Source organism: Pseudomonas sp. UV AK001 (assembly GCF_046097675.1).
Lineage (GTDB): Bacteria > Pseudomonadota > Gammaproteobacteria > Pseudomonadales > Pseudomonadaceae > Aquipseudomonas > Aquipseudomonas kribbensis.
The window spans coordinates 1,572,948-1,599,163 of the sequence record NZ_JBJUVZ010000001.1; the positions used below are offsets into that span (position 1 = coordinate 1,572,948).

The following is a 26,216-nucleotide window of genomic DNA, read 5'->3' on the forward strand; positions in this document are numbered from 1 at the left end:
CGGTTCGGCTAACAGTTTAAGGATGACCCCGGCATGTCCACCCTCGACACCTCCCTGCAAGACACCGCCGCCCCCGACGGCGTCTGCTTCGGCTGCGGCAGCAGCAACCCGCACGGTTTGCACATCAAGAGCTTCTGGCACGAGGACGGCGTGCATGTCATGGCCGAGCATGTGCCCGAAGCCAAATACTGCGGCTGGCCGGAGCTGGTCTACGGCGGTTTGATCGCGATGCTGGTGGACTGCCATTCCAACTGGACGGCGATGGCTTATCACTACCGCGCCGAAGGGCGTGAAGCCGAAAGCCTGCCGCGCATCAACTGCGTCACCGGCAACCTCGGCATCAAGTTCATCAAGCCGACGCCGATGGGCGTACCGCTGACATTGAAGGCGAAAGTCGAAGGAGAAGTCGGGCGCAAGAGCCGGGTGATCTGCGAGGTATACGCCAGGGATGTGCTGACAGCAGTGGGTGATTCGGTGTTTGTGCGGGTGGATACCGAACAGTTGGCGGCGAATGCCCACGGCCGCTGAAATGCAACGCTGAAGGAAAACACCATGCCCGATCGCAAAATCATCATCCCCGACTCCATGAAGCCCATCGTCGAACGCGCCGGTTATGCCCCGGCGGTTCTGGTCGGCGACACGCTTTACTGTGCCGGTCAGGTCGGCCGGACGGCAGATCTGAAAGTCATCGAAGACCCCGAGCAGCAATTCATCCGTGCCTGGGAAAACCTCGACGAAGTGCTGAAGGCCGGTGGTTGCACCTTCAACGATGTGGTGGAGATGACCACCTATCACGTCGACATGAGCCAACACATGCCGGTGTTCCGTGACGTGAAAAACCGCGTATTCCCCAAAGGCTTCTGCGCCTGGACCTGCATCGGCGTCAGCGAACTGGCCCATCCGGGGTTGCTGGTGGAAATCAAATGTGTGGCCGTGCGCAGGCGCGCTATACCTGTGTAGTGTTTTTCACCACCAACGCGAGGCGTTGAACCATGGACTTGACCCTCTACTACCATCCGTTGTCGTCCTATTGCCACAAAGCGCTGATTGCCCTGTACGAACACGGCGTCGCCTTCGAAAAACGCCTGATCGACCTGTCCAGCGAAGCCGAACGAGCCGAGTTGCGGGCGCTGTGGCCACTGGTCAAATTTCCGGTGCTGCAGGATCGTGCCCGCCAGCGCAACGTGCCGGAGTCGAGCGTGATCATTGAATACGTGGACCGCTATCACGCCGGGGCTGGCCGCCTGATCCCCGACGATTGGGACACAGCGCTGCAGGTTCGCCTCTGGGACCGGTTTTTCGACAATTACGTGATGACGCCGATGTCGCAGATCGTCGCCGACCGCATCCACAGCAGAAACGCCGACCTGAGCAGCCAGCGCACGTTGCTGAACACCGCCTACGACATGCTGGAAAACCAGTTGGCCACCCACCCGTGGATCGCCAGCCCGGACTACAGCATGGCGGATTGCTCGGCCAGCCCGGCCCTGTTCTACGCCAGTACGCTGGTGCCGTTTGGCGCCGACCGCCCTCGCCTCGGCGCCTATTTCGAGCGGCTGGTACAGCGCCCGTCATTCAGCCAGGTGATCGACGAAGCCAAACCCTGGTTTGACTTCTATCCCTTTGCCGAAGCGCTTCCCCAACGGTTTCGCTGAGGAACGACCTCACGCCGGCTGGTGACTGGTCACGCAGTGAATCCCGCCACCACCGGCGGCGATGGCATCGATGTTGATCTGCACCACGTCACGGTTCGGGTAGAGCTGTTTGAGCAGGTCGAAGGCCTTCTTGTCGGCGTCCCTGTCGCCGAACTCCGGGGCGATGACCGCGCCGTTGATGACGAAGTAGTTGATGTAACCGGCCGCGAAGTCGTCGTTGTTCTTGTTGAATTTGGTCTTGCGCGGCTTCAGCGGTGGCGACACGGTGTGGATCTGCAAGGGGCGACCGTCGGCGTCGGTGGCCTTCTTCAGGATTTCCAGATGCGCCAGCGTGACCTTGTGATCGTAGGATTGCGGGTCGGTGTCGAGGTTGGCGATCACTACGCCGGGCTTGACGAAGCGCGCGTAGAAATCGACGTGGGCATCGGTGATGTCCTTGTCCTTGATGCCCGGCAACCAGATGATCTTGCGCAGGCCCAGACGCGCCTTCAGTTCCGCCTCGACGTCGGCCTTGCTCCAGCCGGGGTTGCGGTTGGCGTTGACCCAGCAGCTTTCAGTCATGATCCCGGTGCCGTGGCCATCGACTTCGATGCCGCCGCCCTCGCCCACCAGTTCGCTGCGGATGTAGGTCGCTTGTGCGTCTTGCGCCACTCGTTGGGCGATTTTCGCGTCTTTGGAGTGCTGCTGCTTGTTGCCCCAGCCACTGAAATTGAAGTCCACCGCACCGAGGCCACTTTTGTCATCGATGACGAAGTTGGCGCTGATGTCACGCATCCAGATGTCGTCGAGGTTGGCGATCTGGTAGGTGATGTTGGAGGTGCCGCAAATCTCTTCGGCCAGGCTGCGTTCGCCGCTGCGGCAGTAGATGGTCAGCGGTTCGTAACGGGCGATGGCGCGGGCGATGCGGCCCAGGGCTTCCTGGACGTCTTCGGTGAAGTCTTCCCAGATCGCGTCCTGCGCGCCAAAGGCCATGTAGGCGCGTTCGTGTTTGTCGCCCTCGTCGGGCATGAACCAGCGACCTTCGCTGGCCGCCAGCACCCGCGCCGGGGACAGACCGAGGCCCATGACGGCAGCGCCTGCGCCGGCGGCGACTGAAACCTGTTTGATGAACTCGCGACGAGTGGGCATGTGTACGTTCCTGATGTGTAAAGGGCCACCGAAGCGGCCCGGAAAAATCACTTTGCAGTGGCGGTCTTGAACTTGGTCCAGGTGCGCATGCGGGCACGCATGTCGGCCTGGGGAATATCCTTGCCCGGTATCAGACGAGCATAGGTCGCTTCGTCGAGGTAGATGTCCGGGTTGTTGCGCATCGCCTCATCCACCATTGGCCGGGCCTTGGCGTTGGAGGTCGGGTAACCGGTGAAATTGCTGATCGCGGCCATGTTCTCCGGGCGCATCACGAAGTTGATGAACGCGTAGGCGTATTCCGGATGCTTGGCATCGACCGGAATGGCCATGGTGTCCATCCACACCGTGGTGCCCTCGCGGGGCACGCGGTACTGGAAGCGGGTCTTCTTGCCGGCGCTGTCCGAGGTGCGCTGGGCCTGGGTCATGTCACCGCTGTAGCCGAGGGACAGGCACAGGTTGCCGTTGACCAGATCGGTCACTGGTTGCGACTGGAACTTGCGGATATACGGCCGCAGTTTCATCAGCAAATCACTGGCCGCTGCCAGATCCTCGGACTTAGCGCTGCGCGGATCACGGCCCAGATAATTGAGCACCACCGCCAGCACTTCGTCCGGTGAGTCGATCATCGAAATCCCGCAATCGGCGAATTTCGCCGCCAGTTCCGGCTTGAACAGCATGTCGAGGCTGTTGACCGGCGCATCGGCCATGCGCTGCTTGATCTGCTCGGCGTTGTAAGTCAGGCCGATGGTGCCCCAGGTGTACGGCACGGTGGCTTTGTTCGAATGCTCGTAATGGCTGCGCAGTTTTTGCAGGCCCGGTTCGATGTCATTCATCGCCGTGACTTTCGAAGGATCCAGCGGCAACAGGCTGCCGGCGCGCATCAGCCTTTCGGCCACGGTGTCGCCGGGGAAGATCAGGTCGTAGCCGCTGCCGCCGGAGAGCATTTTGGCTTCCAGGGTTTCGCTGCCGTCCATCACGTCGTAGATCACCTTGATCCCGGTTTCGGCGGTGAATTTGCTCAGGGTGTCTTCGGCGAAATAATCCGCCCAGTTGTACAACCGTAGCGTCTTGTCTTCGGCGTGTACGGCCGGCATCAGACCAACCAGCGCCAGACCCAGAGCGCCCAGCAACCACTTGTGTGAGGTATGCATATCAGACTCCTTGAGGATTCCAGCGGGCGTTAAGGTGACGGCCGTCCTGGCTCAACAAGGCGCCGTACATTTCCGGGCGACGGTCGCGGTAGATGCCCCAGCTCAGGCGATCTTCACGCATGACTGCCAGATCCAGGCTTTGCACCAAGACACCGGTGCTGGCGCGGTCGGCTTCGGCGAGCATTTTTCCCTTGTGGTTGCAGATGAACGACGAGCCGTAGAAATTCATTTGCAGCGCCGCATCGGTGCCCGCCACTTCACGGCCAACCCGGTTGGAGGCGATCACCGGCAGCAGGTTCGCGGCAGCGTGGCCACGCATGGTCATCTGCCAGTGGTCGCGCGAATCCAGATCCGCGCAGCCCGGTTCAGAGCCGATGGCGGTCGGGAACAGCAGCACTTCAGCGCCCATCAACGCCAGGCAGCGCGCGGTTTCCGGAAACCACTGATCCCAGCAGATGCCCACGCCGAGACGGCCGAACGCGGTGTCCCAGACTTTGAAACCGGTGTCGCCGGGGCTGAAGTATTCCTTCTCCTGATAGCCGATGGCGTTGGGAATGTGGGTCTTGCGGTACACGCCCAACAGGCGCCCGTCGGCATCGGCCACGCTCAGGGAATTGAAGTAGGCATTGCCGGCCTTCTCGTACCAACTCAGCGGCAGCACCACGCCGAGTTCCCGGGCCAGCGCGGCGAAGCGCGACAGCACCTGACTGTCGCGGTACTCCTCGGCCAGCGCCATATGATGGTGACTCTGCTCGATGCAGAAATACGGCGTGGCGAACAGCTCCTGCAACAGAATCACTTGCGCACCCTGTGCCGCTGCTTCACGCACCAGTTGCTCGGCGCGGTCGAGGTTGCTTTTCAGGTCCCAGGTGCACGGCATCTGGGTGGTAGCGACTTTGAGCATCGTCATCGATCAACCCTCCACCGGCCAGGCTGGCTGCTGTTGGGTGATGCAGTGCACACCGCCGCCACCGTGGGCCAGATGATTGATCTGCACCGGCACCACTTCACGTCCCGGGAATGCCTTGGCCAGGGTTTCTGCCGCCACATGGTCGGCCTCGATGCCGTACGCCGGCATAATGATCGCGCCGTTGGCGATGTAGAAATTGGTGTACGAGGCGCAGAACACTTCGGCTTCGGTGTCCACCGCGTCGGTGGCTTCGTACAGCTCGATCAGCTCGAACTGGCGGCCTTGGGCGTCGGTCGCCAGCTCCAGTGCGCGACGGTTTTCCCGCACCACTTCGGCGTACACCGAGCTGCGATCGTGAGTGGCGTCCACCAGCAACACGCCGGGGCGAGCGAAGGCGCAGACGCCATCGACGTGGCCATCGGTCATGTCGCCGGTGACGTAATCCGGATCCCCCGGCAGCCAGATGGTTTTCTTCACGCCGAGCAGGCGGCTGAAGAGTTCTTCCATCTCGGCCTTGCTCACACCGGGGTTACGGTTGGGGTTGAGCAGCACCGATTCGGTAGTGATCAAGGTGCCCTCGCCGTCCACATGGATCGCACCGCCCTCGTTGCTCAGCGCCGTGCCGAAGCACTCGCCGCCCAAATGATTGAGCACGCGGCGGGCGAGGCTTTCGTCCAGGTCGTGGGCCGACTTGCCGCCCCAGGCGTTGAAGCGCCAGCTCACACCGGCCAGACCTTGCTCGGGGTGAACGACGAAGCTCGGGCCGGAGTCGCGGCACCAGCTGTCGTTGACCGCCAGCGGGATCAGTTCGATGTTCGGCCCGCACAAGGCTTTGGCACTGGCGATGGCCGACGGATCGACGACCATTTTCACCGGTTCGAACCGGGCGATGGCGTTGGCGACGCGGGCGAAATCTTCCTGCACCAACGGCAGGGTCACGCGCCAGCCCGACTCCCACAGGGCCTTGTTGTGGGGCCAGACCATCCAGGTCGCGGCGTGCGTCACCCACTCTGCCGGCATCATCCAACCGCTGTTGTTGTTTTTGTTCTGCTGCATGGTAAAAAGCCCTTTGAGTTAAGCCATTGTGTTCAATGAAAACAGCCTTGGCGGCGTTGACGTGCATGCTAATGGCGGCCTGACGGGCAAACAAACGATGGATTTAGCGGGAAACTGATTAGAGGAACTTATCGATCATGCTGAAACACTGGCCACCCCTCAGCTCGTTGCGCGGCTTCGAAGCCGCCGCAAGGCTGGGCAGTTTTCACAAGGCTGCCGAAGAGCTGAGCCTCACGCAGTCGGCCATCAGTCAGCAGATCCGCAGCCTTGAGGCGTACCTGGAGCAGCCGCTGTTTTTCCGCAGCGGACGCAGCGTCGCCCTGACCGACGCCGGCCACGATCTGCTCAGCACCACTCAGGCGATGCTGCAGCAACTGTCGGTGGGCATTCGTCGGCTGGGGCAGTACCAGAAACCCAATCAACTGGTGCTCAACACCACGCCGGCGTTTGCCCGGCACTGGTTGCTGCCGCGTCTGGGGGATTTCCGCCGTCAGCACCCGAAGGTGGATCTGTGGATTTTCAGCACCGATGAAGTGCCGGACATGGCCACCCAGACCATCGATCTGGCGGTGCGCGACGACATCAGCTCCCAGGCCGAATGCAGCTTCAAGGTGCTGCACGCCGACCGCCTGTATCCGGCGTGTCACCCAAGCCTGCTGAGCGTACCGAGCGCACAGCGGACAACGCTGCACGGCGAGCGGGAAATGGACTGGAGCCATTGGGCGGTGGAATCGGGGATCGATGTCGGCCAGCAGGATCAGGGCCTGAACTTCTCCGATCCCGGCCTGTTGCTGGACGCCGCGTGCGGCGGGCTCGGCATCGCGCTGGTCAGCCAGTTGCTCAGCCGCAAGGCCCGGGCCGACGGGCTGTTGCAGGCCTTGGTGGACGACACTATTCGCGGCCCGAACTGGGCGCTGTTGACCCACCGCGACAGCGAAAGCGACCCGATGGCCCGCAGTTTCACCGAGTGGTTGCTGGCGAACCTGGGCGATCCATGACCGGTGCATGGCGGGCCATCACCTCGGCGATCCAGTCGATGAACACTCGCAGTTTGCGGCTGATGTGACGGTTGGGCGGGTACGCGACGTAGAGCGGCATCGGATCGAGGCGCCAGTCTTGGAACAGCGGCACCAGATCACCGCTGGCCTCGTGTGCTTTGGACATGTACTTGGGCAACCACAACACGCCCAGTCCCGCGAGGCCCGCCGAGAGGTAAGCATTGCCGTCATCCACCGCCAGTACGTGGCGGCCCTTGATCTGCAAGTCTTCGTGTTCGTTGTGCAACGCGTAAGGCACCGGTTTGCCGGTGCGCGCCCAGAGGAAACCGACCACCCGGTGATGGCTGTCCTCCAGTTCCCGGGGGTGCGTCGGGATGCCGGCCCGGGCCAGGTAACCTGGCGCGGCATAGACGCCCAGTTGCAGATCCGCCACCTTCCGGGCCATCAGTGACTGATCCCGCAACTCGCCCCCGCGCACCACGCAGTCGACGTTTTCATCAATGATGTCGACGATCCGGTCACTGACGCCCATATCGATCTGGATCTCCGGGTAGCGCGCGCAGAACTCGGGCAGTGCCGGCACCAGAATCAGATTGGCCAGAGGGCTCGGCACATCGACCCGCAAGCGCCCCTTGGGCTGGGCCGCCGCGCCGGGAAGGCTGGTCTCGGCATCATCCATGTCCGCCAGCAATCTGATCACCCGCTCGTAATAGGCCGCGCCGTCCGCCGTGGCGTTGACCTTGCGCGTGGTGCGGTTGAGCAACTTGACCCGCAGGCGCGCCTCCAGTTGCTGTACCAGATGGGTCACGGTGGTCTTGCTCATGTGCAGGGTCTCGGCGGCCTTGGTGAAGCTGCCCGCCTCCACCACCCGGGCGAAGGCCTGCATCGCGTCAAAACGGTCCATATCCAACCTCTAATGGCGGCTCGATTGTTTGGTTATCCCAAACAGTGAACGCCAAGGTTGCGCGTTTATCGGGCCGATGCAAGCCCCTAGAGTTTCTCCATCACAGTTTTCAACCCATTGAAGGAGACACCCCATGACCCACGCCCAGCCAAAACGCGACGTGGTTTTCCCACCCGGACGCCATGCCCTCTATGAGCGCAATCGCTATTCGCCGGCCGTTCGATCCAACGGTTTTCTGTTTGTCTCGGGGCAAGTCGGCAGCCTTGAGGACGGCTCGCCCGAGCCGGATCTGAAACAACAGGTGCGACGGGCGTTCACCAACCTGAATGCGATTCTCGGCGCGGCCGGCGGCAGTTTCGATGACGTGGTGGACGTGACGGTGTTCATGGTCGATCCGCAATCGACCTTCGAAACCATCTGGGAAGTGGTGCCGGAGTTCTGGGGCGAGGCGCCGCATCCGACGATTACGGCGGTCGGCGTGACGTGGCTGTACGGATTTCAGTTCGAGATCAAGGTGATTGCCAAAGTGCCGGAGTGACCTGATATCGCTTCGATTTGCAGCACGGGCCGCCAGTCTTCAGACTGTCGGCCCGCATTCCTTTTGCGATCCATCGCCATGCCCGACACCTTGCTCAAGCCCAGTCTCCCCGGCATCGCCCTGCGACGCTGGCGTGCGCTGCACCGCGTCAAGCAGAGCCATGCCGCCGAGTTGTTCAAGGTCACCCAGTCGACGATTTCCCGCTGGGAAAGCGGTGTGCTGGCAATGGACCCGGAGGCGCATCGGCAACTCGAAACGTTGCTCGCGGCGCGCCTCGACAGCGCCGCCGATCAGGCCCTCGCACGGCTGGTGACGGAAAGTGCGCGGCCGGTTCATCTCGTCTGCGACCTGACCCATCGCCTTCTGGCCTGCTCCCCGGCCCGGGCCGCGCAGTTCGCCAGCCCGCTGAGCGATCTGCTGGGGCAATCGCTGTGGCGGTTTGCGACAGCGGAAATCCAGCACAAGGAATCCTTGCTGGATGACACCGGTTGGCGGGAAGTCCAGGCGCCGCCGGCTCTGGAATTCCTGACGGGCAGCAATGACTCCACCCTCGTGCCGATCCAGCCGGGTCTCTGCCGCTGGACGCGGATCGCCCTCTCCGACGGCACCGCCGCACGGCTGGTGGAAACGCTGTAGGCCACCCGCCGCATATTTTATGCGTGGACGATGATCGAGGCCGGGCCTAGGCTTTAAGCCCTGTTTTCTCTATCCCGGCCAGTGTATGGACCTCGAAAAAATCAAGGGACGCCTCGAATTCCTGCGCGAAGCAGAGCGGCTCAAGGACGTCCTCAGAAGCGCGCACACGTCCTCCGGGCGCAGCGAAAGCACCGCCGAACACAGCTGGCGCCTGTGCCTGATGGCGATCGTGTTTGCCGACGACCTGGGCGGGCTCGATGTGCTGAAAGTCCTGAAGATGTGCGTCATCCACGACCTCGGCGAGGCCATCAACGGTGACATTCCGGCGGTCGATCAAGTCGGTTTTCCCGACAAGGGCGAACAGGAACGCAACGACTTGCTCCTGCTCACCCGCTCCCTGGACGACGCCCTGAGAAACGAAATCCTCGCACTCTGGGACGACTACGAAAACGCCGGCTCTCCCGAAGCCAAGGCCGTGAAGGCGCTGGACAAGCTGGAAACACTTTTACAACACACTCAAGGGAAGAATCCGCCAGACTTCGACTATGGCTTCAACCTGGCCTACGGCAAGCAATACACCAACGCCGATCCGCTGTTCGAAACCCTTCGAACGCTGATCGACCGGGATACCCGAGAACGCATGAATACACACATCACGATCCGCAACGAACGCCCCGAAGACATCGACGCCATCGCGAAATTGACCGAAGCGGCGTTCCAGCACGAAGAACACTCCAGCCACACCGAACAATTCATCGTCAACGCCTTGCGCCACGCCGGCCAGCTCAGTGTTTCGCTGGTGGCGTTGGAGAACGACACGGTGGTTGGCCATGTGGCCATTTCGCCGGTGACGATTTCCTCCGGAATACAGGACTGGTATGGCCTCGGCCCGATCTCCGTGTGCCCGACCCGCCAGCAGCAAGGCATCGGCTCGGCGCTGATGAAAGCCTCGCTGGCGGAGTTGCAGCGCATCGGCGGCGCTGGTTGCGTGGTGCTGGGTGATCCGGGCTATTACGGTCGTTTCGGCTTCAAGGCTTATGCGGGCCTGGAGTTGCCGGGGATTCCGGCGGAGTATTTTCAGGCGTTGGCGTTTGGTGGGGAGTTGCCGGTGGGTGTAGTGAAATACCACGAGGCGTTCGAGGCTACCGAGTAGCACCCCACTGCTTTCCATTACTCACACTTCGTGTTCAACGGCTTCACCAATGCGCGCTTGATGCAGGTTCCGCAATCAACAATTCTGTCCGTACGTTGTTTTTGCACTGACCGAAAAGAGCCTGCGCCATGCCCAGCCCCAGAACCCTGTACCAGAAACACATCGACAGTCACACCGTCTGCGATCTCGACGATCAGGGCCACGTGCTGCTGTACATCGACCGCCAGGTCGCCAACGAATACACCAGTCCGCAAGCCTTCAGTGGTTTACGCGACGCCGGGCGCAAGGTCTGGCGGCCGGCTGCGACGCTGGCGGTGGTCGATCATGTGAACCCCACCGCGCCGACCCGCACCGCAACCATGCCCGACGTGGGCGGTGCGCGGCAGGTGTCGTATTTCGAAGAGAATTGCCGCGACTTCGGCATCGAACTGTTCGATGTGCTGGACAAGCGCCAGGGCATCGAACACGTCGTCGCACCGGAACAAGGCTTCATTCTGCCGGGCATGGTGGTGGCGGCCGGTGACAGCCACACCACCACTTACGGCGCACTGGGTGCGTTCGGTTTCGGCATCGGCACCTCGGAAATCGAGCACCTGCTGGCAACGCAGACCCTGGTCTACAAACGCCTGAAAACCATGCGGGTGACGGTCAACGGTGAGCTGGGGGCGGGTGTCACGTCGAAAGACATCATCATGGCGCTGATCGAGCAGATCGGTGCTTCGGGAGCCACCGGTTATGCCATCGAATTCACCGGCCCGGCGATCAGCGACCTCAGCGTCGAAGCACGCATGACCATCTGCAACATGGCCGTGGAGGCCGGCGCCCGTGGGGCGTTCATGGCGCCGGACGACAAGGTCTTCGCCTATCTGCAACTCAAGCCGCGCGCGCCCAAAGGCGAACTCTGGGAGCTGGCGGTCGAGCGCTGGAAAGGCCTGCACAGCGACCATGGCGCGGTGTTCGACAGTGAGGTCAGCCTGGATGTCTCGGCGCTGGAACCGATGGTTACCTGGGGCACCAGCCCGGATCAGGCCTCCCCGGTCGGGGGACGAGTGCCGGACCCGGCCAGCCAGCCCGACCCGATACTGCGTCAGGGTCTGCAACGCGCCCTCGATTACATGGGCCTGAAACCCGGCACGCCGCTGAGCGAAGTGGTCATCAGCCACGCCTTCATCGGCTCCTGCACCAATGCGCGGATCGAAGACTTGCGTGACGTTGCCCGCGTAGTGCGCGGCAAGCACGTGGCGCCCCACGTGCGGGCGATGATCGTGCCCGGCTCGACGCTGGTTCGCGATCAGGCGGAAGACGAAGGGCTGGCGCAGATCTTTCGCGACGCCGGTTTCGAATGGCGGCAATCGGGCTGTTCGATGTGCCTGGCGATGAACGACGACGTGCTCGCGCCGGGGGATCGCTGCGCGTCCAGCACCAATCGCAACTTCGAAGGCCGTCAGGGCGCCGGTGCGCGCACTCACCTGATGAGCCCGGCAATGGTCGCCGCAGCCGCCATCACCGGACATTTGACTGACGTTCGCGCCTTCGCGCCGGGAGTTTGAGCCATGCAACCGTTCACCACTATCAGCGGCAGCGCCGCGCCGTTTCTGGCGGCCAACATCGACACCGACGTGATCATGCCCAAGCAGTTTCTCAAGGGCATCGATCGTCAGGGGCTGGATCGGGGGCTATTTTTCGATCTGCGTTTTCTGGCCTCGGGCGAACCCAATCCCGGGTTCGTGCTCAATCAGCCCGCCTGGCAGGACGCGGCGTTTCTGGTGACCGGACCGAATTTCGGCTGCGGCTCCAGTCGTGAGCACGCGGTGTGGGGCTTGAAACAGGTCGGCATCCGGGCGCTGATCGGCACCACGTTCGCCGGGATCTTCTACGACAACTGTCAGCGCAACGGCGTGTTGGCGATTCAGCTCGATGCCGCGCAGCTCAAGCAGGTCTCCGACATCATCAGCGTTCCGGCAACCGCGCACATCCGCGTGAATCTGCCCGAGCAGACCATCGAGCTGGCGGACGGAACACGGATCGCTTTCGAGATTGATGAGTTGCGCAAACAGTCACTGCTGCTGGGGCTGGACGCTATCGGCACAACGCTGCAACGGGCCGGGCAGATTCGCGCGTTTGAAGCGCGACATCTGGCAGAAAATCCCTGGCTGAGCTGAACACAAAAAACCGGGTGGCTCAGCGAACAACCCGGTTTTTCATTCAACGGACAAGTCGCGGAAATACTCTTCGAGAAACTCCACGCAGACCCGCAACTTGGCCGACTCGCTGAGCCGTGTCGGGTACACCGCCCAGACGTTGGCGCTCTGGGTGTAATCCGCCAGCACCTGTACCAGCCGCCCCTGTTCGAGCATCGGTTTGACGTCCCACATCGAGCGCAACAGGATCCCGCCGCCGCTCAAGGCCCACTCCATCACGATTTCGCCACTGTTGGAGGACAGCGGGCCGCTGACCCGTACCGACTCCTGCTGCCCGTCCTTGGTAAGTTCCCAGATGCCGAACGCATTGTTGCGTTCCTTCAGCACCAGGCAGTCGTGGTCTTGCAGATCTTCGAGGGATTGCGGCGTGCCCCGACGCTCGAGGTAGTCCGGCGTGGCGCACAGCACCCGCCGGTTGCTCACCAGTTTGCGCGCCAGATGCTGACCCGGCAGGTCATCGCCAACGAGGATTTCCAGATCGAAGCCCTCGCCCACCAGATCAACTACGCGGTCGAACACGTCCAGGCGAATGTCGAGCTTTGGGCAGGTGCGGGCCAGTTGGCTGATCGCCGGTGCGACGTGATTGCGGCCAAAACCGAAGCTGCTGCAAATGTGCAGCGACCCGGCTGGCTGGTGCCGGGCCTGGGCCATCTCGCCGAGGAAATCATCGAAGTCCCCCAGCAGCTTTTCCGCCCAGATCCGTACCCGCTCGCCATCGTCGGTCAGGGCGATGCGCCGGGTGGTGCGGTGTAACAGTTTTGTCGAGAGCGTGCTTTCGAGCACCGCGATGCGTTTGCTGACGTAGGCCGGCGAATAGCCCAACTCGTCGGCGGCGCTGGCGAAGCTGTTCTTGCGGATGACCGTCAGGAATACCTTGAGGTCTTCGGGCAAGGGAAACTGGTCACGATTCGTGTTCATACAGCGCGATCTTCCACTGCCTGCTTCATGATTCGCGCAGGATAGCAGCGGCCATGACCGTTCGGCGCTTTTTCTGGCAGCCCCGGACAAACAGGGCTAGGGTTGCGTGGCTGGCGATATGCTGGCCACTTGGCAAACGTCTCTCGACGAACGCCATCAGCAGCACTGGAAGAAAAATCAGGGATGGTTTTTGTGCTTGCGGGTTAATGCACTCTTGATGAGTGAACAACCTATCCCTGTGTTTCGTTGCTTTCTATCAAGGACAGAAAGATGACCAACGTACAGGCGAACTTCTCTTGCCCTCTGCCACGGCAGACGCGCTCCCCGATTCCGGACAGCAGACCGGACGGTTTCGGCTGACGCCCTCGGCGTCGCATCGGCGCCCATTCAATCACCACGATTTGACGGATCCGGACGGATCAGGCCTTCACCTCGCCAGGCACCACTGTCGCCAGTGATTCCTGCCGTTTGCTGTCGCCTGCCTGTCAGGAAAGACGCCCCTCGCCTGAAGGGGATGTTCGGCAACCACCACGAGGAAACCCTCGATATGACTGGCTCAAAACACAACATGCCGCCTTACGGCGTCGCCATCCAGAGCGCCATCACGGGAGGCGATCTGCAACAGATGAAGACTTTGTTGAAGCAGCGCGATTCAACGAAGCCGGAAGCGAAGGAGCTGCAAACCGCGTACGAAAAACTGGCCAAAGAAGTTTCCCGTCTGGAAAAACACTAAGGCCATCAACCACATTGCAATGGAGGCAATTCACATGTCTGGTTCAGTTCAGCAACAAAATGTCGGCTTGTTCCCCGTGAGCTATCGGATCGGCACAGGTCAGCCGGGGGCGCAAAGTCTTGCGTTGAACCTGCTGGTGTCCACGCCACAGCAGCATGTCACCGGCAACGCCGCCGTGACTCAGGCGACCAATCCGCCGCTCGACATCGACTCGGATGTCTGGGGCGAATACACCTACATGACAGTCATGAAGCCCGGTGTCAGCAAGATACTGATCACCGCTCAAGGCAACCATGGAGGCCCCGGCTCCAACTCCATCATCAACTTCAAGATTCATTTGGTGGTCGGCACTGACTGGCGTGAAGGCGTGGCCAACTATGAGTATTTCGACGGCCAGCGCTGGCACGAACTGAACAATGTGCCGGCACATCTGGTGGAGGTGCCTTCGAACGTCCTGCAATCTTTCAATCCCGGCCCGGTGATCGAGCGGCACAAACCGGTTCTGCCGCTGTATGCCGCGCCGATTCAGGGCGCCATCGCCAGCGGTGACCTGGCCCAGATGAAGAGCCTGTCCGCCCAGGCCAGACAGCAGCTGGAGCAACTGCCGCTGTTGCGCAAAGCAGTGGACGACGCCAACAAAGAAATCAGCCGCGTGCAAAGTCGCTGATCGGCCATTTGGAACCATCACTTTCACAAGGGAGCAGCATCATGTCGATCGGACTTTTTCACACCCGTCTCATTGCCAGCAACTCACTGCTGGGCGCACCGGTTCTGACCCTCGATATCGTGGTCGATACCGTCCGTAAAAAAGTCAGCGGAACCGCGAGTGTTTTTCAAAGCACCTGGCCACCGGTGAACTTCCACGCCCAGGTCTGGGGCGATTATTCCGAGGCCAGGCTGACGCCATCCACCGAGAACTACATCATTCTCACCCTCGGCGGTAACCCGAGCGGTCCGTTGAGTCAGATTGCCCAGACCTTCCACCTCAAGGGCATTCTGAACGACTGGACCAGCGGCTTTGTCGATTACCGCTACAACGAAGGCGGTCAGTGGCAGGACGTGCGTCACGTCGCCGTGCATCAGGCGCCGAGCGTTGAGCCACTGCCGCCCGAGCACCATGTCCACCCGCTGTATGCCGTGGCCGTGCAAACGGCGAAAGAAAGCGGTGATCTGGCGCAGTTGAAAGTCGCCGTGCAGCAGGGCGAACAACAGCTGGCCCACGAGGACGCCTTGCGCAGTGCCCTTGCGCAGCTGAACGCGGAAATCGCGCGACTGGAAGCGCGCTAAGCGCTACGGCCCGGGCGCGGTCATGGGTGACCGCGCCCGGTCTTCCAGCCACTCGAGGTCAGTCCACTCGTGCCGCGCACAGGCCCGTGCGCAAGGATCTCCCATGACAGACAACCGCCCTGCCCGCTACCTCAGTGACACCGATCTCAAACGCTACGTGCCGGTGCACGTGGTCTGGGAAATCACCCTGGCCTGCGACCTCAAATGCCTGCATTGCGGCTCGCGCGCGGGGCATCGACGCCCCGATGAACTCAACACCCGTGAATGCCTCGACGTTATCGATTCTCTCGCTGCCCTCGGCACCCGCGAGATCACTTTGATCGGCGGCGAAGCCTATCTGCGCAAGGACTGGACGCAACTGATCCAGGCCATCCACGACCACGGCATGTACTGCGCGATCCAGACCGGCGGGCGCAATCTGACGCCGGCGAAGATGCAGGCGGCGGTAGACGCGGGCCTCAACGGGGTCGGAATCTCTCTGGACGGGCTCGCGCCGTTGCACGACAAGGTGCGTAACGTCCCCGGCTCTTTCGACAAGGCGGTCGATACCCTGCGCCGGGCCAAGGCGTCCGGGCTGGCGGTGAGCGTCAACACCCAGATCGGCGCGGCGACCCTGCCCGATTTGCCGGAACTGATGGACACCATCATCGAACTCGGCGCCACCCACTGGCAGATCCAGATCACCGTGGCCATGGGCAATGCCGTGGATCACCCGGAACTCTTGCTGCAACCCTATCAATTGCTGGAGGTGATGCCGCTGCTCGCACGGCTGTACCGCGAGGGCGTGGATCGCGGTTTGTTGATGAACGTCGGCAACAACATCGGCTACTACGGCCCTTACGAACATTTGTGGCGCGGCTTCGGTGACGAGCGCGTGCACTGGAGCGGCTGCGCGGCGGGTCAGACCGTGCTGGCGCTCGAAGCGGACGGCACGGTTAAAGGCTGTCCGTCACTGGCGACCGTCGGTTTCTCCGGCGGCAACGTGCGCAACATGAGCCTGCACGACATCTGGCACTACAGCGAAGGTATCCACTTCGGACGCCTGCGCTCGGTCGACGATCTTTGGGGCTACTGCCGCAGCTGCTACTACAACGATGTCTGCCGGGGCGGCTGCACCTGGACGTCCCACTCGCTGCTGGGCAAACCGGGCAACAATCCTTACTGCCATTACCGCACCCTGGAACTGCAAAAACGCGGACTGCGCGAGCGCATCGTCAAGCTCGAAGACGCGGCGCAGCGCTCCTTCGCCATCGGCCGTTTCGACCTGATCACCGAACGCATCGACACCGGCGAGCAGGTCAGCAGCGTCAGCGACAGCGGCCAGGTGATCAAACTGGCGTGGATCAATCAGGGTCAGAAGTCGCCGGAGGAAGGACGCATCCCCGTGCAACTGGCGCTGTGTCGCAGTTGCCTGCAGTACATTCATCCCCACGAATCGATCTGCCCGCACTGCCACGCCGATGTCGCCGCCGCCGAGGCCAGGCACCAGACGGACCGTGCCCGTCAGCAGGCGATCATGAACACGCTGACGGGTTTGCTGGGGGTGGCGCCGAGTACGTTGGTGTGAAATCGGGTCCAGGCGCCCGCAGGATTCGGGCGCCTGGACCGCCAGGACGTCCTGAAAATCCGGCCCTTTCACCCGCTCCGGGAAATAAGTAGCTGTTTTCCATGAAATTTATTTGCTTCAGGGGTTCCCAGAACGCAAGAGCGCTGGTAAAGTGCTGCCCACTGTTGCAGAGGTCCTCTCGGGGCTGAACACAATAGCTACAGGGGCGTCGCCAAGCGGTAAGGCAGCAGGTTTTGATCCTGCCATGCGTTGGTTCGAATCCAGCCGCCCCTGCCATTTTTTCCTCGTTTCACCCTCCTCCGCGTCATCTCTGCCTCAACGGCAAATCACTTTTTCGAATTCAACGTAATCGCCGAACGCACCAGCGCTTTCAGTGCCTTTGCATCAATCTTGTCGTCTTCGTGAACATCAATCGCCCGCCGGGTATTGCCTTCAAGGCTGGCATTGAACAGTCCCGACGGATCCTCCAGCGCCGCGCCCTTGGCAAAGGTCATTTTCACCACGGCCTTGTAGGTCTCTCCGGTGCAGATGATGCCGTTGTGTGACCAGACCGGAACGCCGCGCCACTTCCACTCCTCGATGACCTCCGGATCGGCCTCGTGAATGATCGCGCGGATCTCGGCCAGTTTCTGGCCGCGCCAGTCGTTGAGTTCCTTGATTCTTGCGTCGATCAGCACCGAGGGATTCTCGGTCGCCACGCCGCTGTTGTCCTTCTTCATGTTCTTGTTCTCCCGAAAACCTTGTCCGCTATCCAGCGTAGCGCCGACTGCGCCAGACGTCGGGCAAAAAAAAGCCCCGCAAGGTGCGGGGCAAAGGAATTGGTTGGTTGCGGCCAACCAAAGGAGCATCGTCAAAAGCGCTGACCGTCAGGCGTTACAGGCACTCCTGGGCAGCCCGTTCAAAACTCGACGGCATGAAACTCGACGCCAGCAAATGGCGCTCGTACAAGAACACCTTGCCGCCGTCCTGCGCCTTGTAGGCTTCCAGCACGTTGTCCGCCGACACTTTGCTCGGCACCACGATCCGGTAGCTGCGCTGGGTCTGGGAGACAGTCGGGTTCATCGCACTGCTCTGCAGTTTCGGCACGACGCATTCGGCGTACTGGGCCGGGGTCTTGTGGGTCTGCAAGGTCAGCGTCGGATCGTTCGGCGCCGAGGCGCAAGCGTTCAGCAGCAAAGTGGCGGAAGCCATGGCAGGGATAAAAAAGGCACGCATGGATAAAATCCTGAAAATAAAAGGTTCGGTTCTCAAGCAACGTTCAGCGTCACGGGCGCTGCCGTTGCGGTTTTAATATGTGTGCTCAGCCAGCAGTCACCAGGGCCTTGAGCGAATCATCGAACTGCTTCAAGGCGCTGAATTGCAGGTCCCGTTGTTTTTCGATCTGGGCCGCAATCTCGGGCGCCGCCTTGTTGTGAACCCACACCGACGGCATCTGTTTCTCCACCGCACCTTCGGCCTTGCCAATGTATTGCAGGTTGGCGTCGTAGAAGCGTGCGGCGAACCGCGCTTCGACCTGGCTGTTGCGCTGGGTCAGCAGACGGTTGTGGGTGTCGAGCATCACCACCACGTCGGGATGGGCCTGCACCAGTTGATCCAGGCTGTCGTAGACGGTCACCGAGAGAAACTGCTGTTGCAGCGAGCTCATCAACCAGTCGATGGCCAGTTCCGGATCGGAGCTGTTGACGAAGGCCTCGCGAATCCGCGCATCGAGTGCATCCTTGGCACCGTTCTCCGCCACATCGTGGTAACGCTCGAGGTATTGCAGGTTGTCCAGGGTGTTTTCGCTGTACAGCACACCCACGGTTTGCGAGTGCTGCAGTCCGCTGCTGGCGCTGCCGATGGGAAGAAAATGGCACGTACCGGCGTCGGCTGCGTAAGTCGGTGCAGTGGTGGCTACCCCTCCCATCAGCAGGGCGACCAAAGCCAGTCGGGTCAGAGTCTTCATCGCGCAAATTCCTTGAGCTGCGTTTCGATGGAGGCGATTTTCCGCCTGTCGGCCGCAAAGCAGAACTTGCGTTTCTTGATGGTCACTATTACTTGAACCAATAGTTGCGCAGCGTGCAGACTGCTGCACACTCGATCACAACGAAAACAAATGAGGATTTTCCGTGCGAACCTTTGATTTGATCCGCGATGCCGTCCTGCCCGAATTCCGCGACCGGGTGGCCGAATACCTCGTCGAATACGAAACCGTGCTGGGCCAGCCAGCGGACGATTCGGAGTCGGTACGGGCCGTGGCCAATCAATTACGCGGCTATCTGCGCGGCCTCAACACCACGCGAGTGCTGGGCATGGCGGACTGGGAAGAACTCGACCGGCGCGTGCTGGACACCTGGCTCGCGCATACGCGATGACCCGCTAGACTCTTCAGGCTGCGCCCGCAGCGCCAGACCTGGAGGTGTCCTGTGAGCAATAACACCGAACCGACGACATTTACCGGATGGGCCGCCACCTCGGCCGGCGCTCCGCTGGAGCGCTACAGCTACGATCCCGGCCCGCTCGGGGATGAAGAAGTCGAAGTCGCCGTGGAATACTGCGGCGTCTGTCACTCCGACCAGTCGCTGATCGACAACGATTGGGGCATCAGCCAATACCCGTTCATTCCCGGCCACGAAGTGGTCGGCCGCATTGTGCGTACAGGCCCGCAGGTCCGCGGACTGGAAGTCGGACAGCGCGTGGGGATCGGCTGGTACAAGGGCAGCTGCATGCACTGCTCTTCCTGTATCGGCGGCTCCCATCACCTTTGCGCCACCGCCAAACCCACCATCATCGGCAGCCACGGCGGATTCGCCGATCGGCTGCGCACCCACTGGGCCTGGGCCCTGAAACTCCCGGACAATCTCGATCCCGCGCTGGCCGGCCCATTGTTCTGCGCCGGTTCCACGGTATTCAACCCGCTGGTGGAATTCGACATCAAGCCGACCGACCGGGTCGGCGTGGTGGGCATCGGCGGCCTCGGTCATCTCGCGCTGCGCTTTCTCAATGCCTGGGGCTGCGACGTCACGGCGTTCACCTCGTCGCTGAGCAAACAGGACGAAGCCAAACGCCTTGGCGCGCACAAGGTCGTTGCCTCCACCGACAGCGATGCGCTGAAAGCGATTGCCGGCACGCTGGATTTCCTGCTGATCACCGCCAACGCCAATCTCGACTGGACGGCGATGCTCGCCACCCTGCGCGGCAAAGGCCGGCTGCACTTCGTCGGCATCGTGCCCGATGCGATTCCGGTGCATGTGTTCAATCTCATCCCTCAGCAAAAGTCCCTGTCTGCCTCACCGGTGGGCTCGCCCGCCACGGCGGCGACCATGCTGGAGTTTTGCGCACGGCATCAGATCCTGCCGCAGGTCGAAGAATTTCCGATGAGCAAGGTCAATGAGGCCGTCGATCATCTGCGCAGCGGCAAGGCGCGGTATCGGATTGTGTTGAACGCCAGCAAATGAACCCAAGGCGCGTGAGTCAAAAACTCACGCGCTTTTTTTTGCCTCGCCAAAAACCTATCAATATTTTTATACCAGCACCGCAAAAACAGAATTTCATTTATAAATCAGCACGCCCTAGCCTCTCGCCATCTTCCATTTGCGAGAGGCTCCCATGCCATTTGTCATCTATATCTTCACCCTCAGCGCCTTCGCCCTCGGGCTCGCTGAATTCGTGCCGATCGGCCTGACCGAGGTGATGGCGCAAAGTCTCGGCGTCAATGTCGAGGCCACCGGCGCAACCATCACTGCCTATGCTTTGGGCGCTACCGTTGCCGCGCCGATCTTCAGTGCGCTGACCGCCAGTTGGTCACGCAAGAACGTGATGCTCGCCACGGCGCTGGTGTTCAGTGCGGGCAGTCTGGCGGCAGCCTTTTCCAGCACGCTGACGCTGATGCTCATCGCCCGCTTCATCGCCGGCATGGGCCACGGCCTGTTCCTGGCTGTGGCATCAAGCACCGCCGCGCGCCTGGCCGGTCCCGGTCGCGCTGGCAGCGCTGTCGCCGTGGTGTTTGGCGGTTTCACGCTGGCCATGGCCATCGGCGTGCCGATCAGCACGTATCTGGGCGGTGTGATGTCGTGGCGTCTGGTGTTGGCCGCCATCGCGGTGTTCGGCGCGATCGGCTTCTTCGGGCTGTTGTTCGGCATGCGCGATCCGCTGCCGACCGCCACCAACAGCGGTTCGGCAGTCGACAGTCTCAAGACGTTGTTCAACCGCAAACTGCTGGCCGGTGCGCTGGTCACCGTGCTCGGTTACGCCGGTTCGTTTGTGGCCTACACCTACATCGCTCCGGTGCTGACCGATGTTACCGGCACCACCGCCACCACTGTCGGCGTGTTCATGTTGCTCTACGGCGTGATGGCTGCCATCGGCAACGTGCTCGGCGGCAAACTCACGGATGCCTGGGGCGTTGACCGCGCCAGCGCCTCGCTGATCGCCGGTATCGCACTGGTCACCGTCGGCATCTGGGCGTTCTCCGGTTCGCCAGTGCTGATGGGTGTGCTGGTAGCTCTGCTCGGAATGTTCAGCTTCGCCGCCGTACCGGCCCTGCAGGCCAGACTGATCGGAATCGCCGAACAGCATGCTCCCCATGCCCATGGTGTCGCTGCCGGCCTGAACATTGCCGGTTTCAACTCCGGGATTGCCTTGGGCTCAGTCGCCGGTGGCGTGACCATCAGCCAGATCGGCCTGAGCTATGTGGGCCTCACCGGCGCAGTGGTTTCGGCACTCGGTCTTCTGTTGATTCTCTGCCAGATGTCCGCGACCTCCGCCACACGCTATCGCCCGGCCGATAACATCTGACGAGCCTCGCGTCGGGAAAGCGCCGCAACGGCGTTTTCCCGAGACGAGCACACCACCTGCGCACCATGGTAAAAACCAGGTTCAGCCCCCGGACGCCGCCAATCCATGAGCCACCTCACCCACCTGCGAACCTTCCTCGAAGCCTACCGCGCCAAGTCGTTTTCCAAAGCCGCCGAGCACCTGGGCATCACCCAGCCGGCGGCTTCGATGCATGTCCAGGCCGTGGAAGCATTGGTGGGCAAGCCGCTGTTCCAGCGTCTGCCGAGGGGCGTCGAACCCACCGCAGCCGCCGACGAACTGGCCCGTTCGGTCGCACCATTTCTGGACGGTCTGGAAAACAAGATCGCCTCGCTGCGGCCCGGGCTGCTCAAGGGCGGCACGATTCATCTGGTCGGGCCTTCGGACTTCATTCACTCACAAATCGCCGCCCGGCTTGCGCCGCTGATGGGTGAAGGTTTCCTGCTGCGCTTTCACACTGGCGCAAAAAAACGCATCTACGAGATGCTCGAATCAAGGCAGATCGATTTTGCAATTACCGCGTCACTGCCCGACGAACAGACCCACGGCTTCGCCCACCTGCTGACCGAACGCATGCTGCTGGTCTACGCACCCAGCTTGCTGGACCGATTGGGGGAACACCCTACTCAAGAACAGCTGACTGAGGTGCCGCTGATTGCCTTCGACGAAGACCTCGCCCTGGTGCGCCCGCTTTGGTCATCGATGTTCCAGATCGCCCCGCAACTGCAAGCGTCGCTGACCATTCCAGACCTGCGGATCATCAAGGACCTGGTGCTCGGCGGTCACGGCTGGACGGTGTTGCCGGATTATCAGTGCGCCGACGCGGTTGCTGACGGTCGTTTGATTTCTCCGACCCTGTTCACCGATGCGCCGGTCAACGTGCTGTATCTGGTGTGGCGCAAGAGCGCGTTGCAGAGTCCGAGCCTGGTGTATGTGCGGGATTATCTGCTGAGCGCGTTCTGGACAGCCCGCGAGCCATTGTATCGAGGGTGACTGCCAACAGGCATGTTAATATGCCATCACTTTCCCTTGACGATGTGTGCCTGCATGGATGCCTTGATTCACCGTTTCAGTTGCTTGTCTTTATTGATCGTTGCCCTCGTGCTGAGCGGATGCCAAAACCCTCCCAAGCCTCAGACCTTGCCCGATTTCGATGCCATGGGTCGTAAGGAGTTCGAGACCGCCATAACCGGTCAACCCGAGCCGGACTCCATTGTGCGTGAAGGTGACCACGTCACATATATGGTCATGAGGGTCGAGGGAAAACGCATTCATCTGGTGCGCTTCGATGCCGATTGCCATCTGCCGGACGCGCAAATGGCCTACTTGACCACTGCCGGCATGTTGCAGCTCACAGCTGATGGCCACGGTCGCACGCCAGAGGGCAGGCAATTGCCTGCCGAGCAGAAAGCACTGTTTCTGCAAAGCAACCAGTTGAAGCAAGTGTGCGCTCAAGTTTCAGCTTCTCAATGGCAAGTGGTTACGGCGCCCGAACATCAGGATTGGCAAATGATCGATCGCGCCAGCCTCACTCAGAAAGACGGCCACACGTTGTTCTGGTCTTCCCGGGTTCCACCGGCCGAAGAACTGATGCCTACGCCCAGTAAATCGCTGTTCGCACGGGAGCGCCAACGCTGGAGCGCTGATTGTGCTCAGCAGCGGTTGACCCCACTCAGTACTTTTTATCTTGATAAGCAAAGCCGTGTGATTGGTGGGTTGTTAGAACGCCAGCCGGTTGCGCTGCAAAACCTCAATGCGGATCAGCGTCAGTTGCTGACCCTGGCTTGCGGTCCCCGGCAAGCGCTGGACCAATACAAACCTTTCCTGGGGCGGGAACAGACCGCTTTTATATTGCCCGACCCTGTATTGCCCGCGTCTGTGGTGAAAGCCATCGAAGGGCTGAAATTGCCCGCCCCGGAAAAGAATATTCGACACTTGCGCCTGTCGTTCAAGGAAACGTACGAGGAACCTGAGCCCGACATTTTCAACGGTATCGATCTGTCGTATCTCAACACCCGCATTCAAAATGAGCTGGGACGTCTGGGACGCGATAGCACCTACCTTGCGCATGAGCCGGGCAAACAGCTGACTGAGCGATTCGAAGGAGAAATCAGCCAATCGGTCAGCCTCAGTTTTCGTGGACTGACCAGGCTGGCCAAAATCGATTACACCAATGACCACAAGCGGATTACGGTAAAAACGGACGCCATTACGGACCTGCGATTCGAAGGTGACTGGGCGAACATGCCGGTTGGCACGCATTTGAGCTACACCGTGCAAAGGTCTCACATCCCATTCAACAAAGTACCCGAGCTGACCGACAGGCGAATTGAATGCGAGGTGAAGTCCCAGGAGTCTGCCAGCGAGTTTTATTCGACGTTGACCGGCATCGCCAAGGTTATCGATTGCACTGGCAAGGACTATCACTACGGCCAAAACACGACAACGTATGCCTATCTTCAGACCTATGGGATGTTCGTGCCGATCAACATCAAGCAAGGCGGAAGTTTCGGCCAGTTCAGGATTGAGATGGCTGAGTGAGAGAACGCAAGGGATAAACCACCGGTCACTCTCAAATAACCGAGACGAATTAACAAATACAAAATCAGTATTTATCGTTATAAAAATAACGACGTAGTCTCAGCTCATTCCGTCTGCCTCGCATCTCTTTACTGATGCCCCAGATGATTGCTCACGCCTGCACCTCAACTCATAAAAAGGGAGTTTCCATGCAAAAAAGCCTGTTGATGGCCGCTATGTTTTTGGCAGTCGCCGGTTGTGCCAGTCCTCCTCCCGTTTCCGTGCATACAAAGGATCCCGCCAGTTCAACCCTGCAAGGCGATACCACGCGCCCGGCCCAGGCACAGTGGGTTCGCACCGAGTTGTATTTTTCGGTGGGGCCGATAGAAGGCAAGGAAGGTGTGGTGAGCCCCGCGCGCTGGCGCGAGTTTCTCGATCAGGAAGTGACGTCGCGGTTCCCGGACGGTTTCACCGTGCTGGACGCCTACGGGCAGTGGAAGGACCATGACGCGAAAGTGCCTGAGCGGCTGGCGACCAAGGTGATTGTGATCCTGCACGAAGGCAGCCCGAAACGTGAGAGCGACATTGAGGCGATTCGTCTGGCTTACAAGCGCATAACGGGGGATTTGTCGGTGTTGCGCTTGTCGCAACCGGCCCAGGTATCGTTCTAATCCGCTGTCTGCTGTAGAGCTTGCCGAGGTGTCGACACCAGGCGGCTCAACCCCGCCAGCACCAGCGCCCCTACCAGCAACACCCCGATCCCCAGAAACGCCCCCAACCCCACCACCGTCACGCTGGAATACAGCATGTACACGCACAACCCGAAAAACAGCAGCGGCAAAATCGGATAAAGCGGCACCCTGACCGGCCGCGGCACCTCGGGAAATCGCCGCCGCAGAATGATCAACGCCAGGCTGCTCAAACTCAAAAATAACCAGTACACCGGCGTCAGATACTCAACCATCGTGTTGAAGCCACTCTGAGTAAAACTGCCGAACAACACCAGCAACAACGCTACCGCCCCCTCCGCCAGCAAGGCCTTGCGCGGCACGCCATCGCGTTCGTCCCATTCACCGAAGCGACGCAATTGCGGCACGTCCCGGGCGGCGGCGTACGTCGTGCGGGCGCCGACCAGCAGGGTCGAATTGATGGTGGCGATGGCTGCGATGCCGACCATCAGCAGGATCAGCATCACGCCCGGCGCACCGAACGCACGATTCAACAACTCCACGGCGGGCGCATTGCTTGCCGCCAGGCCTGCGAACCCCAGACCTTGAACGAACGCCCAGTTCAGCGCCAGATAGATCGCCATCAACACCGTCAGTGCGCCGAGCATGGCAATGAAGATTCCGCGTCGGCCATCGCGCACTTCGGCGGACAACGTCGCCGCATCGCTCCAGCCGCCAAAGGCCAGAAACACGAAGATCATCGCGGCGGAAAACCCTGCCGCGCCGGTGTGTTCGGGCACGACCGGATCGCTGGGCAGCGTCGGTTCGATCCCTTGCCACGCCAGCCAGACCCCGGCGCTGGCAATGCTCAGGAACCCGAGAGCAAGCAGCCCGACCAGCACGGTCTGGGTGATGAAGCCGATGTGCTTGCCCGTCAGATTCAGCAGCACCAATGCCGCAATGATCGCGCCGGCGAACAGCCCCGAGCCGTAATGCCCCAGCGGAAAAACCGCGTTGAAGTAATCGGCAAACATGAACGCCGACAACGCGATCCACCCGGTGTGCATCACTGAAAAACGCGACCAGGCGAACAGAAAACCCATGCGCTCGCCATAAGCGGTGCGCAGAAAATGATAGTCACCGCCCGGGTGCGGAAACGCGGTGGCCATTTCGGCAAAGCACAAGGCCCCGGCCATCGACGCCAGTCCGCCGAGAACCCAGACCCAATAGAAATGTTCCGGCCCGACGTTCAAGGCAACGGTCGGCGCGGTTTTGAGAATATCGGTGGTGATGACCATGCCCAGGGTGATCAGCAACGCCTGGAATACCGGCAAATGGCATTGAGGGCCGTTGGTTTTACTCATGCGTGATCCTGCAGAGGGTCCGCCATCCATGGCGG

The 26,216-nt window shown here is 61.1% G+C and carries 29 protein-coding genes, 1 tRNA gene and 1 pseudogene; 21 read left to right on the plus strand and 10 right to left on the minus strand.

Features of this window, described 5'->3' with window-relative positions; genetic code table 11:
- Window positions 1-33: 33 nt before the first annotated feature.
- From ACKLNA_RS07150 to ACKLNA_RS07160, 3 genes are read left to right on the plus strand one after another with little or no spacing between them, the layout of a single operon-like run.
- Window positions 34-528, plus strand: coding sequence for a PaaI family thioesterase (locus ACKLNA_RS07150; RefSeq protein ID WP_408985391.1), 495 nt, complete (start codon window positions 34-36; stop codon window positions 526-528).
- A gap of 24 nt (window positions 529-552) precedes the next feature.
- Window positions 553-960 (plus strand): RidA family protein, encoded by a 408-nt coding sequence (locus ACKLNA_RS07155; RefSeq protein WP_408985392.1) that lies wholly within the window; start codon window positions 553-555, stop codon window positions 958-960.
- Between the two features lie 32 nt (window positions 961-992).
- Window positions 993-1,655 (plus strand): glutathione S-transferase family protein, encoded by a 663-nt coding sequence (locus tag ACKLNA_RS07160; RefSeq protein ID WP_408985393.1) that lies wholly within the window; start codon window positions 993-995, stop codon window positions 1,653-1,655.
- 9 nt (window positions 1,656-1,664) lie between these two features.
- Here the strand turns inward: ACKLNA_RS07160 and ACKLNA_RS07165 are convergent, their stop codons facing one another.
- Genes ACKLNA_RS07165 through ACKLNA_RS07180 form a run of 4 tightly spaced genes read right to left on the minus strand, consistent with a single transcriptional unit; the run spans window position 1,665 to window position 5,900 of the window.
- On the minus strand, window positions 1,665-2,783 hold the full coding sequence (locus tag ACKLNA_RS07165; protein ID WP_408985394.1) for an agmatine/peptidylarginine deiminase: 1,119 nt from the start codon (window positions 2,781-2,783) through the stop codon (window positions 1,665-1,667).
- Window positions 2,784-2,830: 47 nt separating this feature from the next.
- A complete protein-coding gene (locus tag ACKLNA_RS07170; RefSeq protein ID WP_408985395.1) occupies window positions 2,831-3,934 on the minus strand; it encodes an extracellular solute-binding protein in 1,104 nt (367 codons plus the stop codon).
- A gap of 1 nt (window position 3,935) precedes the next feature.
- Window positions 3,936-4,844: an N-carbamoylputrescine amidase gene (gene aguB / locus ACKLNA_RS07175; RefSeq protein WP_408985396.1), complete on the minus strand. Its 909-nt coding sequence runs from the start codon at window positions 4,842-4,844 to the stop codon at window positions 3,936-3,938.
- Window positions 4,845-4,847: 3 nt separating this feature from the next.
- Window positions 4,848-5,900: an agmatine/peptidylarginine deiminase gene (locus tag ACKLNA_RS07180; RefSeq protein ID WP_408985397.1), complete on the minus strand. Its 1,053-nt coding sequence runs from the start codon at window positions 5,898-5,900 to the stop codon at window positions 4,848-4,850.
- A gap of 137 nt (window positions 5,901-6,037) precedes the next feature.
- Between ACKLNA_RS07180 and ACKLNA_RS07185 the strand changes: the two genes are divergently transcribed.
- Window positions 6,038-6,898 carry a LysR substrate-binding domain-containing protein gene (locus ACKLNA_RS07185; protein ID WP_408985398.1) on the plus strand — a complete coding sequence of 287 codons (861 nt, stop codon included), beginning with the start codon at window positions 6,038-6,040 and terminating at the stop codon, window positions 6,896-6,898.
- On the opposite strand, the gene ACKLNA_RS07190 is transcribed toward ACKLNA_RS07185, so the two are convergent.
- Complete coding sequence (locus ACKLNA_RS07190) at window positions 6,861-7,802, minus strand: LysR family transcriptional regulator (RefSeq protein ID WP_408985399.1); 942 nt, start codon at window positions 7,800-7,802, stop codon at window positions 6,861-6,863. The genes ACKLNA_RS07185 and ACKLNA_RS07190 overlap by 38 nt on opposite strands.
- A 133-nt stretch (window positions 7,803-7,935) precedes the next feature.
- Here ACKLNA_RS07190 and ACKLNA_RS07195 point away from each other — a divergent pair, with 133 nt between their 5' ends.
- The 6 genes and pseudogenes from ACKLNA_RS07195 to leuD all read left to right on the plus strand — a co-directional run bounded on the left by ACKLNA_RS07195 (window position 7,936) and on the right by leuD (window position 12,291).
- Window positions 7,936-8,340 carry a RidA family protein gene (locus ACKLNA_RS07195; protein WP_408985400.1) on the plus strand — a complete coding sequence of 135 codons (405 nt, stop codon included), beginning with the start codon at window positions 7,936-7,938 and terminating at the stop codon, window positions 8,338-8,340.
- A gap of 78 nt (window positions 8,341-8,418) precedes the next feature.
- The gene (locus tag ACKLNA_RS07200) at window positions 8,419-8,976 is read left to right on the plus strand and encodes a helix-turn-helix domain-containing protein (RefSeq protein ID WP_408985401.1); all 558 of its coding nucleotides are present in this window, start codon (window positions 8,419-8,421) and stop codon (window positions 8,974-8,976) included.
- Between the two features lie 85 nt (window positions 8,977-9,061).
- A pseudogene (locus ACKLNA_RS07205) lies at window positions 9,062-9,619 on the plus strand (HD domain-containing protein); the annotation flags it as partial.
- The gene (locus tag ACKLNA_RS07210; protein WP_408985560.1) at window positions 9,617-10,129 is read left to right on the plus strand and encodes a GNAT family N-acetyltransferase; all 513 of its coding nucleotides are present in this window, start codon (window positions 9,617-9,619) and stop codon (window positions 10,127-10,129) included. The pseudogene ACKLNA_RS07205 and the gene ACKLNA_RS07210, both read left to right, overlap by 3 nt.
- 128 nt (window positions 10,130-10,257) lie before the next feature.
- On the plus strand, window positions 10,258-11,679 hold the full coding sequence (gene leuC / locus ACKLNA_RS07215) for a 3-isopropylmalate dehydratase large subunit (RefSeq protein ID WP_408985402.1): 1,422 nt from the start codon (window positions 10,258-10,260) through the stop codon (window positions 11,677-11,679).
- Between the two features lie 3 nt (window positions 11,680-11,682).
- A complete protein-coding gene (gene leuD / locus ACKLNA_RS07220) occupies window positions 11,683-12,291 on the plus strand; it encodes a 3-isopropylmalate dehydratase small subunit (RefSeq protein WP_408985403.1) in 609 nt (202 codons plus the stop codon).
- Between the two features lie 39 nt (window positions 12,292-12,330).
- On the opposite strand, the gene ACKLNA_RS07225 is transcribed toward leuD, so the two are convergent.
- The gene (locus ACKLNA_RS07225) at window positions 12,331-13,248 is read right to left on the minus strand and encodes a LysR substrate-binding domain-containing protein (protein ID WP_408985404.1); all 918 of its coding nucleotides are present in this window, start codon (window positions 13,246-13,248) and stop codon (window positions 12,331-12,333) included.
- Window positions 13,249-13,795: 547 nt separating this feature from the next.
- Between ACKLNA_RS07225 and ACKLNA_RS07230 the strand changes: the two genes are divergently transcribed.
- From ACKLNA_RS07230 to ACKLNA_RS07250, 5 genes are all read left to right on the plus strand, one after another.
- On the plus strand, window positions 13,796-13,981 hold the full coding sequence (locus ACKLNA_RS07230; RefSeq protein ID WP_085708738.1) for a DUF1843 domain-containing protein: 186 nt from the start codon (window positions 13,796-13,798) through the stop codon (window positions 13,979-13,981).
- Window positions 13,982-14,015: 34 nt separating this feature from the next.
- Window positions 14,016-14,648 carry a DUF1842 domain-containing protein gene (locus tag ACKLNA_RS07235; protein WP_408985405.1) on the plus strand — a complete coding sequence of 211 codons (633 nt, stop codon included), beginning with the start codon at window positions 14,016-14,018 and terminating at the stop codon, window positions 14,646-14,648.
- A 41-nt stretch (window positions 14,649-14,689) separates the two neighbouring features.
- Window positions 14,690-15,268 carry a DUF1842 domain-containing protein gene (locus tag ACKLNA_RS07240; RefSeq protein WP_408985406.1) on the plus strand — a complete coding sequence of 193 codons (579 nt, stop codon included), beginning with the start codon at window positions 14,690-14,692 and terminating at the stop codon, window positions 15,266-15,268.
- A gap of 103 nt (window positions 15,269-15,371) precedes the next feature.
- Window positions 15,372-16,835, plus strand: coding sequence for a GDL motif peptide-associated radical SAM/SPASM maturase (locus tag ACKLNA_RS07245; RefSeq protein ID WP_408985407.1), 1,464 nt, complete (start codon window positions 15,372-15,374; stop codon window positions 16,833-16,835).
- Window positions 16,836-17,036: 201 nt separating this feature from the next.
- Window positions 17,037-17,111: transfer RNA gene (locus ACKLNA_RS07250), tRNA-Gln, on the plus strand.
- A 50-nt stretch (window positions 17,112-17,161) separates the two neighbouring features.
- Here the strand turns inward: ACKLNA_RS07250 and ACKLNA_RS07255 are convergent.
- From ACKLNA_RS07255 to ACKLNA_RS07265, 3 genes are all read right to left on the minus strand, one after another.
- The gene (locus ACKLNA_RS07255; RefSeq protein ID WP_408985408.1) at window positions 17,162-17,554 is read right to left on the minus strand and encodes a DUF1801 domain-containing protein; all 393 of its coding nucleotides are present in this window, start codon (window positions 17,552-17,554) and stop codon (window positions 17,162-17,164) included.
- Window positions 17,555-17,708: 154 nt separating this feature from the next.
- A complete protein-coding gene (locus ACKLNA_RS07260; RefSeq protein ID WP_408985409.1) occupies window positions 17,709-18,050 on the minus strand; it encodes a hypothetical protein in 342 nt (113 codons plus the stop codon).
- Window positions 18,051-18,135: 85 nt separating this feature from the next.
- Window positions 18,136-18,780, minus strand: coding sequence for an ATPase (locus ACKLNA_RS07265; protein ID WP_408985410.1), 645 nt, complete (start codon window positions 18,778-18,780; stop codon window positions 18,136-18,138).
- Window positions 18,781-18,943: 163 nt separating this feature from the next.
- Here ACKLNA_RS07265 and ACKLNA_RS07270 point away from each other — a divergent pair, with 163 nt between their 5' ends.
- The 6 genes from ACKLNA_RS07270 (at window position 18,944) to ACKLNA_RS07295 (ending at window position 24,820) form a co-directional block, all read left to right on the plus strand.
- Window positions 18,944-19,189 carry a hypothetical protein gene (locus ACKLNA_RS07270; protein WP_085708437.1) on the plus strand — a complete coding sequence of 82 codons (246 nt, stop codon included), beginning with the start codon at window positions 18,944-18,946 and terminating at the stop codon, window positions 19,187-19,189.
- Between the two features lie 51 nt (window positions 19,190-19,240).
- Window positions 19,241-20,272 (plus strand): NAD(P)-dependent alcohol dehydrogenase, encoded by a 1,032-nt coding sequence (locus ACKLNA_RS07275; protein WP_248741327.1) that lies wholly within the window; start codon window positions 19,241-19,243, stop codon window positions 20,270-20,272.
- Between the two features lie 151 nt (window positions 20,273-20,423).
- Window positions 20,424-21,611, plus strand: coding sequence for an MFS transporter (locus tag ACKLNA_RS07280; protein WP_408985411.1), 1,188 nt, complete (start codon window positions 20,424-20,426; stop codon window positions 21,609-21,611).
- A gap of 105 nt (window positions 21,612-21,716) precedes the next feature.
- On the plus strand, window positions 21,717-22,622 hold the full coding sequence (locus ACKLNA_RS07285) for a LysR family transcriptional regulator (RefSeq protein WP_408985412.1): 906 nt from the start codon (window positions 21,717-21,719) through the stop codon (window positions 22,620-22,622).
- A gap of 54 nt (window positions 22,623-22,676) precedes the next feature.
- Window positions 22,677-24,170, plus strand: a complete 1,494-nt coding sequence (locus ACKLNA_RS07290) for a hypothetical protein (RefSeq protein ID WP_408985413.1) — start codon at window positions 22,677-22,679, stop codon at window positions 24,168-24,170.
- Between the two features lie 188 nt (window positions 24,171-24,358).
- The gene (locus ACKLNA_RS07295; protein ID WP_408985414.1) at window positions 24,359-24,820 is read left to right on the plus strand and encodes a DUF3574 domain-containing protein; all 462 of its coding nucleotides are present in this window, start codon (window positions 24,359-24,361) and stop codon (window positions 24,818-24,820) included.
- Here ACKLNA_RS07295 and ACKLNA_RS07300 read toward each other — a convergent pair.
- Window positions 24,817-26,181 carry an APC family permease gene (locus tag ACKLNA_RS07300; protein WP_408985415.1) on the minus strand — a complete coding sequence of 455 codons (1,365 nt, stop codon included), beginning with the start codon at window positions 26,179-26,181 and terminating at the stop codon, window positions 24,817-24,819. The two genes, ACKLNA_RS07295 and ACKLNA_RS07300, sit on opposite strands and share 4 nt — an antisense overlap.
- Window positions 26,182-26,216 lie beyond the last annotated feature (35 nt).

What these genes read in the sequence shown, in the direction of transcription:
- ACKLNA_RS07150 (WP_408985391.1), top strand. Translation starts at nt 34, where the DNA reads ATGTCCACCCTCGACACCTCCCTGCAAGACACCGCCGCCCCCGACGGC.
- ACKLNA_RS07155 (WP_408985392.1), top strand. Translation starts at nt 553, where the DNA reads ATGCCCGATCGCAAAATCATCATCCCCGACTCCATGAAGCCCATCGTC.
- ACKLNA_RS07160 (WP_408985393.1), top strand. Translation starts at nt 993, where the DNA reads ATGGACTTGACCCTCTACTACCATCCGTTGTCGTCCTATTGCCACAAA.
- ACKLNA_RS07165 (WP_408985394.1), bottom strand. Translation starts at nt 2,783, where the DNA reads ATGCCCACTCGTCGCGAGTTCATCAAACAGGTTTCAGTCGCCGCCGGC.
- ACKLNA_RS07170 (WP_408985395.1), bottom strand. Translation starts at nt 3,934, where the DNA reads ATGCATACCTCACACAAGTGGTTGCTGGGCGCTCTGGGTCTGGCGCTG.
- aguB (WP_408985396.1), bottom strand. Translation starts at nt 4,844, where the DNA reads ATGACGATGCTCAAAGTCGCTACCACCCAGATGCCGTGCACCTGGGAC.
- ACKLNA_RS07180 (WP_408985397.1), bottom strand. Translation starts at nt 5,900, where the DNA reads ATGCAGCAGAACAAAAACAACAACAGCGGTTGGATGATGCCGGCAGAG.
- ACKLNA_RS07185 (WP_408985398.1), top strand. Translation starts at nt 6,038, where the DNA reads ATGCTGAAACACTGGCCACCCCTCAGCTCGTTGCGCGGCTTCGAAGCC.
- ACKLNA_RS07190 (WP_408985399.1), bottom strand. Translation starts at nt 7,802, where the DNA reads ATGGACCGTTTTGACGCGATGCAGGCCTTCGCCCGGGTGGTGGAGGCG.
- ACKLNA_RS07195 (WP_408985400.1), top strand. Translation starts at nt 7,936, where the DNA reads ATGACCCACGCCCAGCCAAAACGCGACGTGGTTTTCCCACCCGGACGC.
- ACKLNA_RS07200 (WP_408985401.1), top strand. Translation starts at nt 8,419, where the DNA reads ATGCCCGACACCTTGCTCAAGCCCAGTCTCCCCGGCATCGCCCTGCGA.
- ACKLNA_RS07210 (WP_408985560.1), top strand. Translation starts at nt 9,617, where the DNA reads ATGAATACACACATCACGATCCGCAACGAACGCCCCGAAGACATCGAC.
- leuC (WP_408985402.1), top strand. Translation starts at nt 10,258, where the DNA reads ATGCCCAGCCCCAGAACCCTGTACCAGAAACACATCGACAGTCACACC.
- leuD (WP_408985403.1), top strand. Translation starts at nt 11,683, where the DNA reads ATGCAACCGTTCACCACTATCAGCGGCAGCGCCGCGCCGTTTCTGGCG.
- ACKLNA_RS07225 (WP_408985404.1), bottom strand. Translation starts at nt 13,248, where the DNA reads ATGAACACGAATCGTGACCAGTTTCCCTTGCCCGAAGACCTCAAGGTA.
- ACKLNA_RS07230 (WP_085708738.1), top strand. Translation starts at nt 13,796, where the DNA reads ATGACTGGCTCAAAACACAACATGCCGCCTTACGGCGTCGCCATCCAG.
- ACKLNA_RS07235 (WP_408985405.1), top strand. Translation starts at nt 14,016, where the DNA reads ATGTCTGGTTCAGTTCAGCAACAAAATGTCGGCTTGTTCCCCGTGAGC.
- ACKLNA_RS07240 (WP_408985406.1), top strand. Translation starts at nt 14,690, where the DNA reads ATGTCGATCGGACTTTTTCACACCCGTCTCATTGCCAGCAACTCACTG.
- ACKLNA_RS07245 (WP_408985407.1), top strand. Translation starts at nt 15,372, where the DNA reads ATGACAGACAACCGCCCTGCCCGCTACCTCAGTGACACCGATCTCAAA.
- ACKLNA_RS07255 (WP_408985408.1), bottom strand. Translation starts at nt 17,554, where the DNA reads ATGAAGAAGGACAACAGCGGCGTGGCGACCGAGAATCCCTCGGTGCTG.
- ACKLNA_RS07260 (WP_408985409.1), bottom strand. Translation starts at nt 18,050, where the DNA reads ATGCGTGCCTTTTTTATCCCTGCCATGGCTTCCGCCACTTTGCTGCTG.
- ACKLNA_RS07265 (WP_408985410.1), bottom strand. Translation starts at nt 18,780, where the DNA reads ATGAAGACTCTGACCCGACTGGCTTTGGTCGCCCTGCTGATGGGAGGG.
- ACKLNA_RS07280 (WP_408985411.1), top strand. Translation starts at nt 20,424, where the DNA reads ATGCCATTTGTCATCTATATCTTCACCCTCAGCGCCTTCGCCCTCGGG.
- ACKLNA_RS07285 (WP_408985412.1), top strand. Translation starts at nt 21,717, where the DNA reads ATGAGCCACCTCACCCACCTGCGAACCTTCCTCGAAGCCTACCGCGCC.
- ACKLNA_RS07290 (WP_408985413.1), top strand. Translation starts at nt 22,677, where the DNA reads ATGGATGCCTTGATTCACCGTTTCAGTTGCTTGTCTTTATTGATCGTT.
- ACKLNA_RS07295 (WP_408985414.1), top strand. Translation starts at nt 24,359, where the DNA reads ATGCAAAAAAGCCTGTTGATGGCCGCTATGTTTTTGGCAGTCGCCGGT.
- ACKLNA_RS07300 (WP_408985415.1), bottom strand. Translation starts at nt 26,181, where the DNA reads ATGAGTAAAACCAACGGCCCTCAATGCCATTTGCCGGTATTCCAGGCG.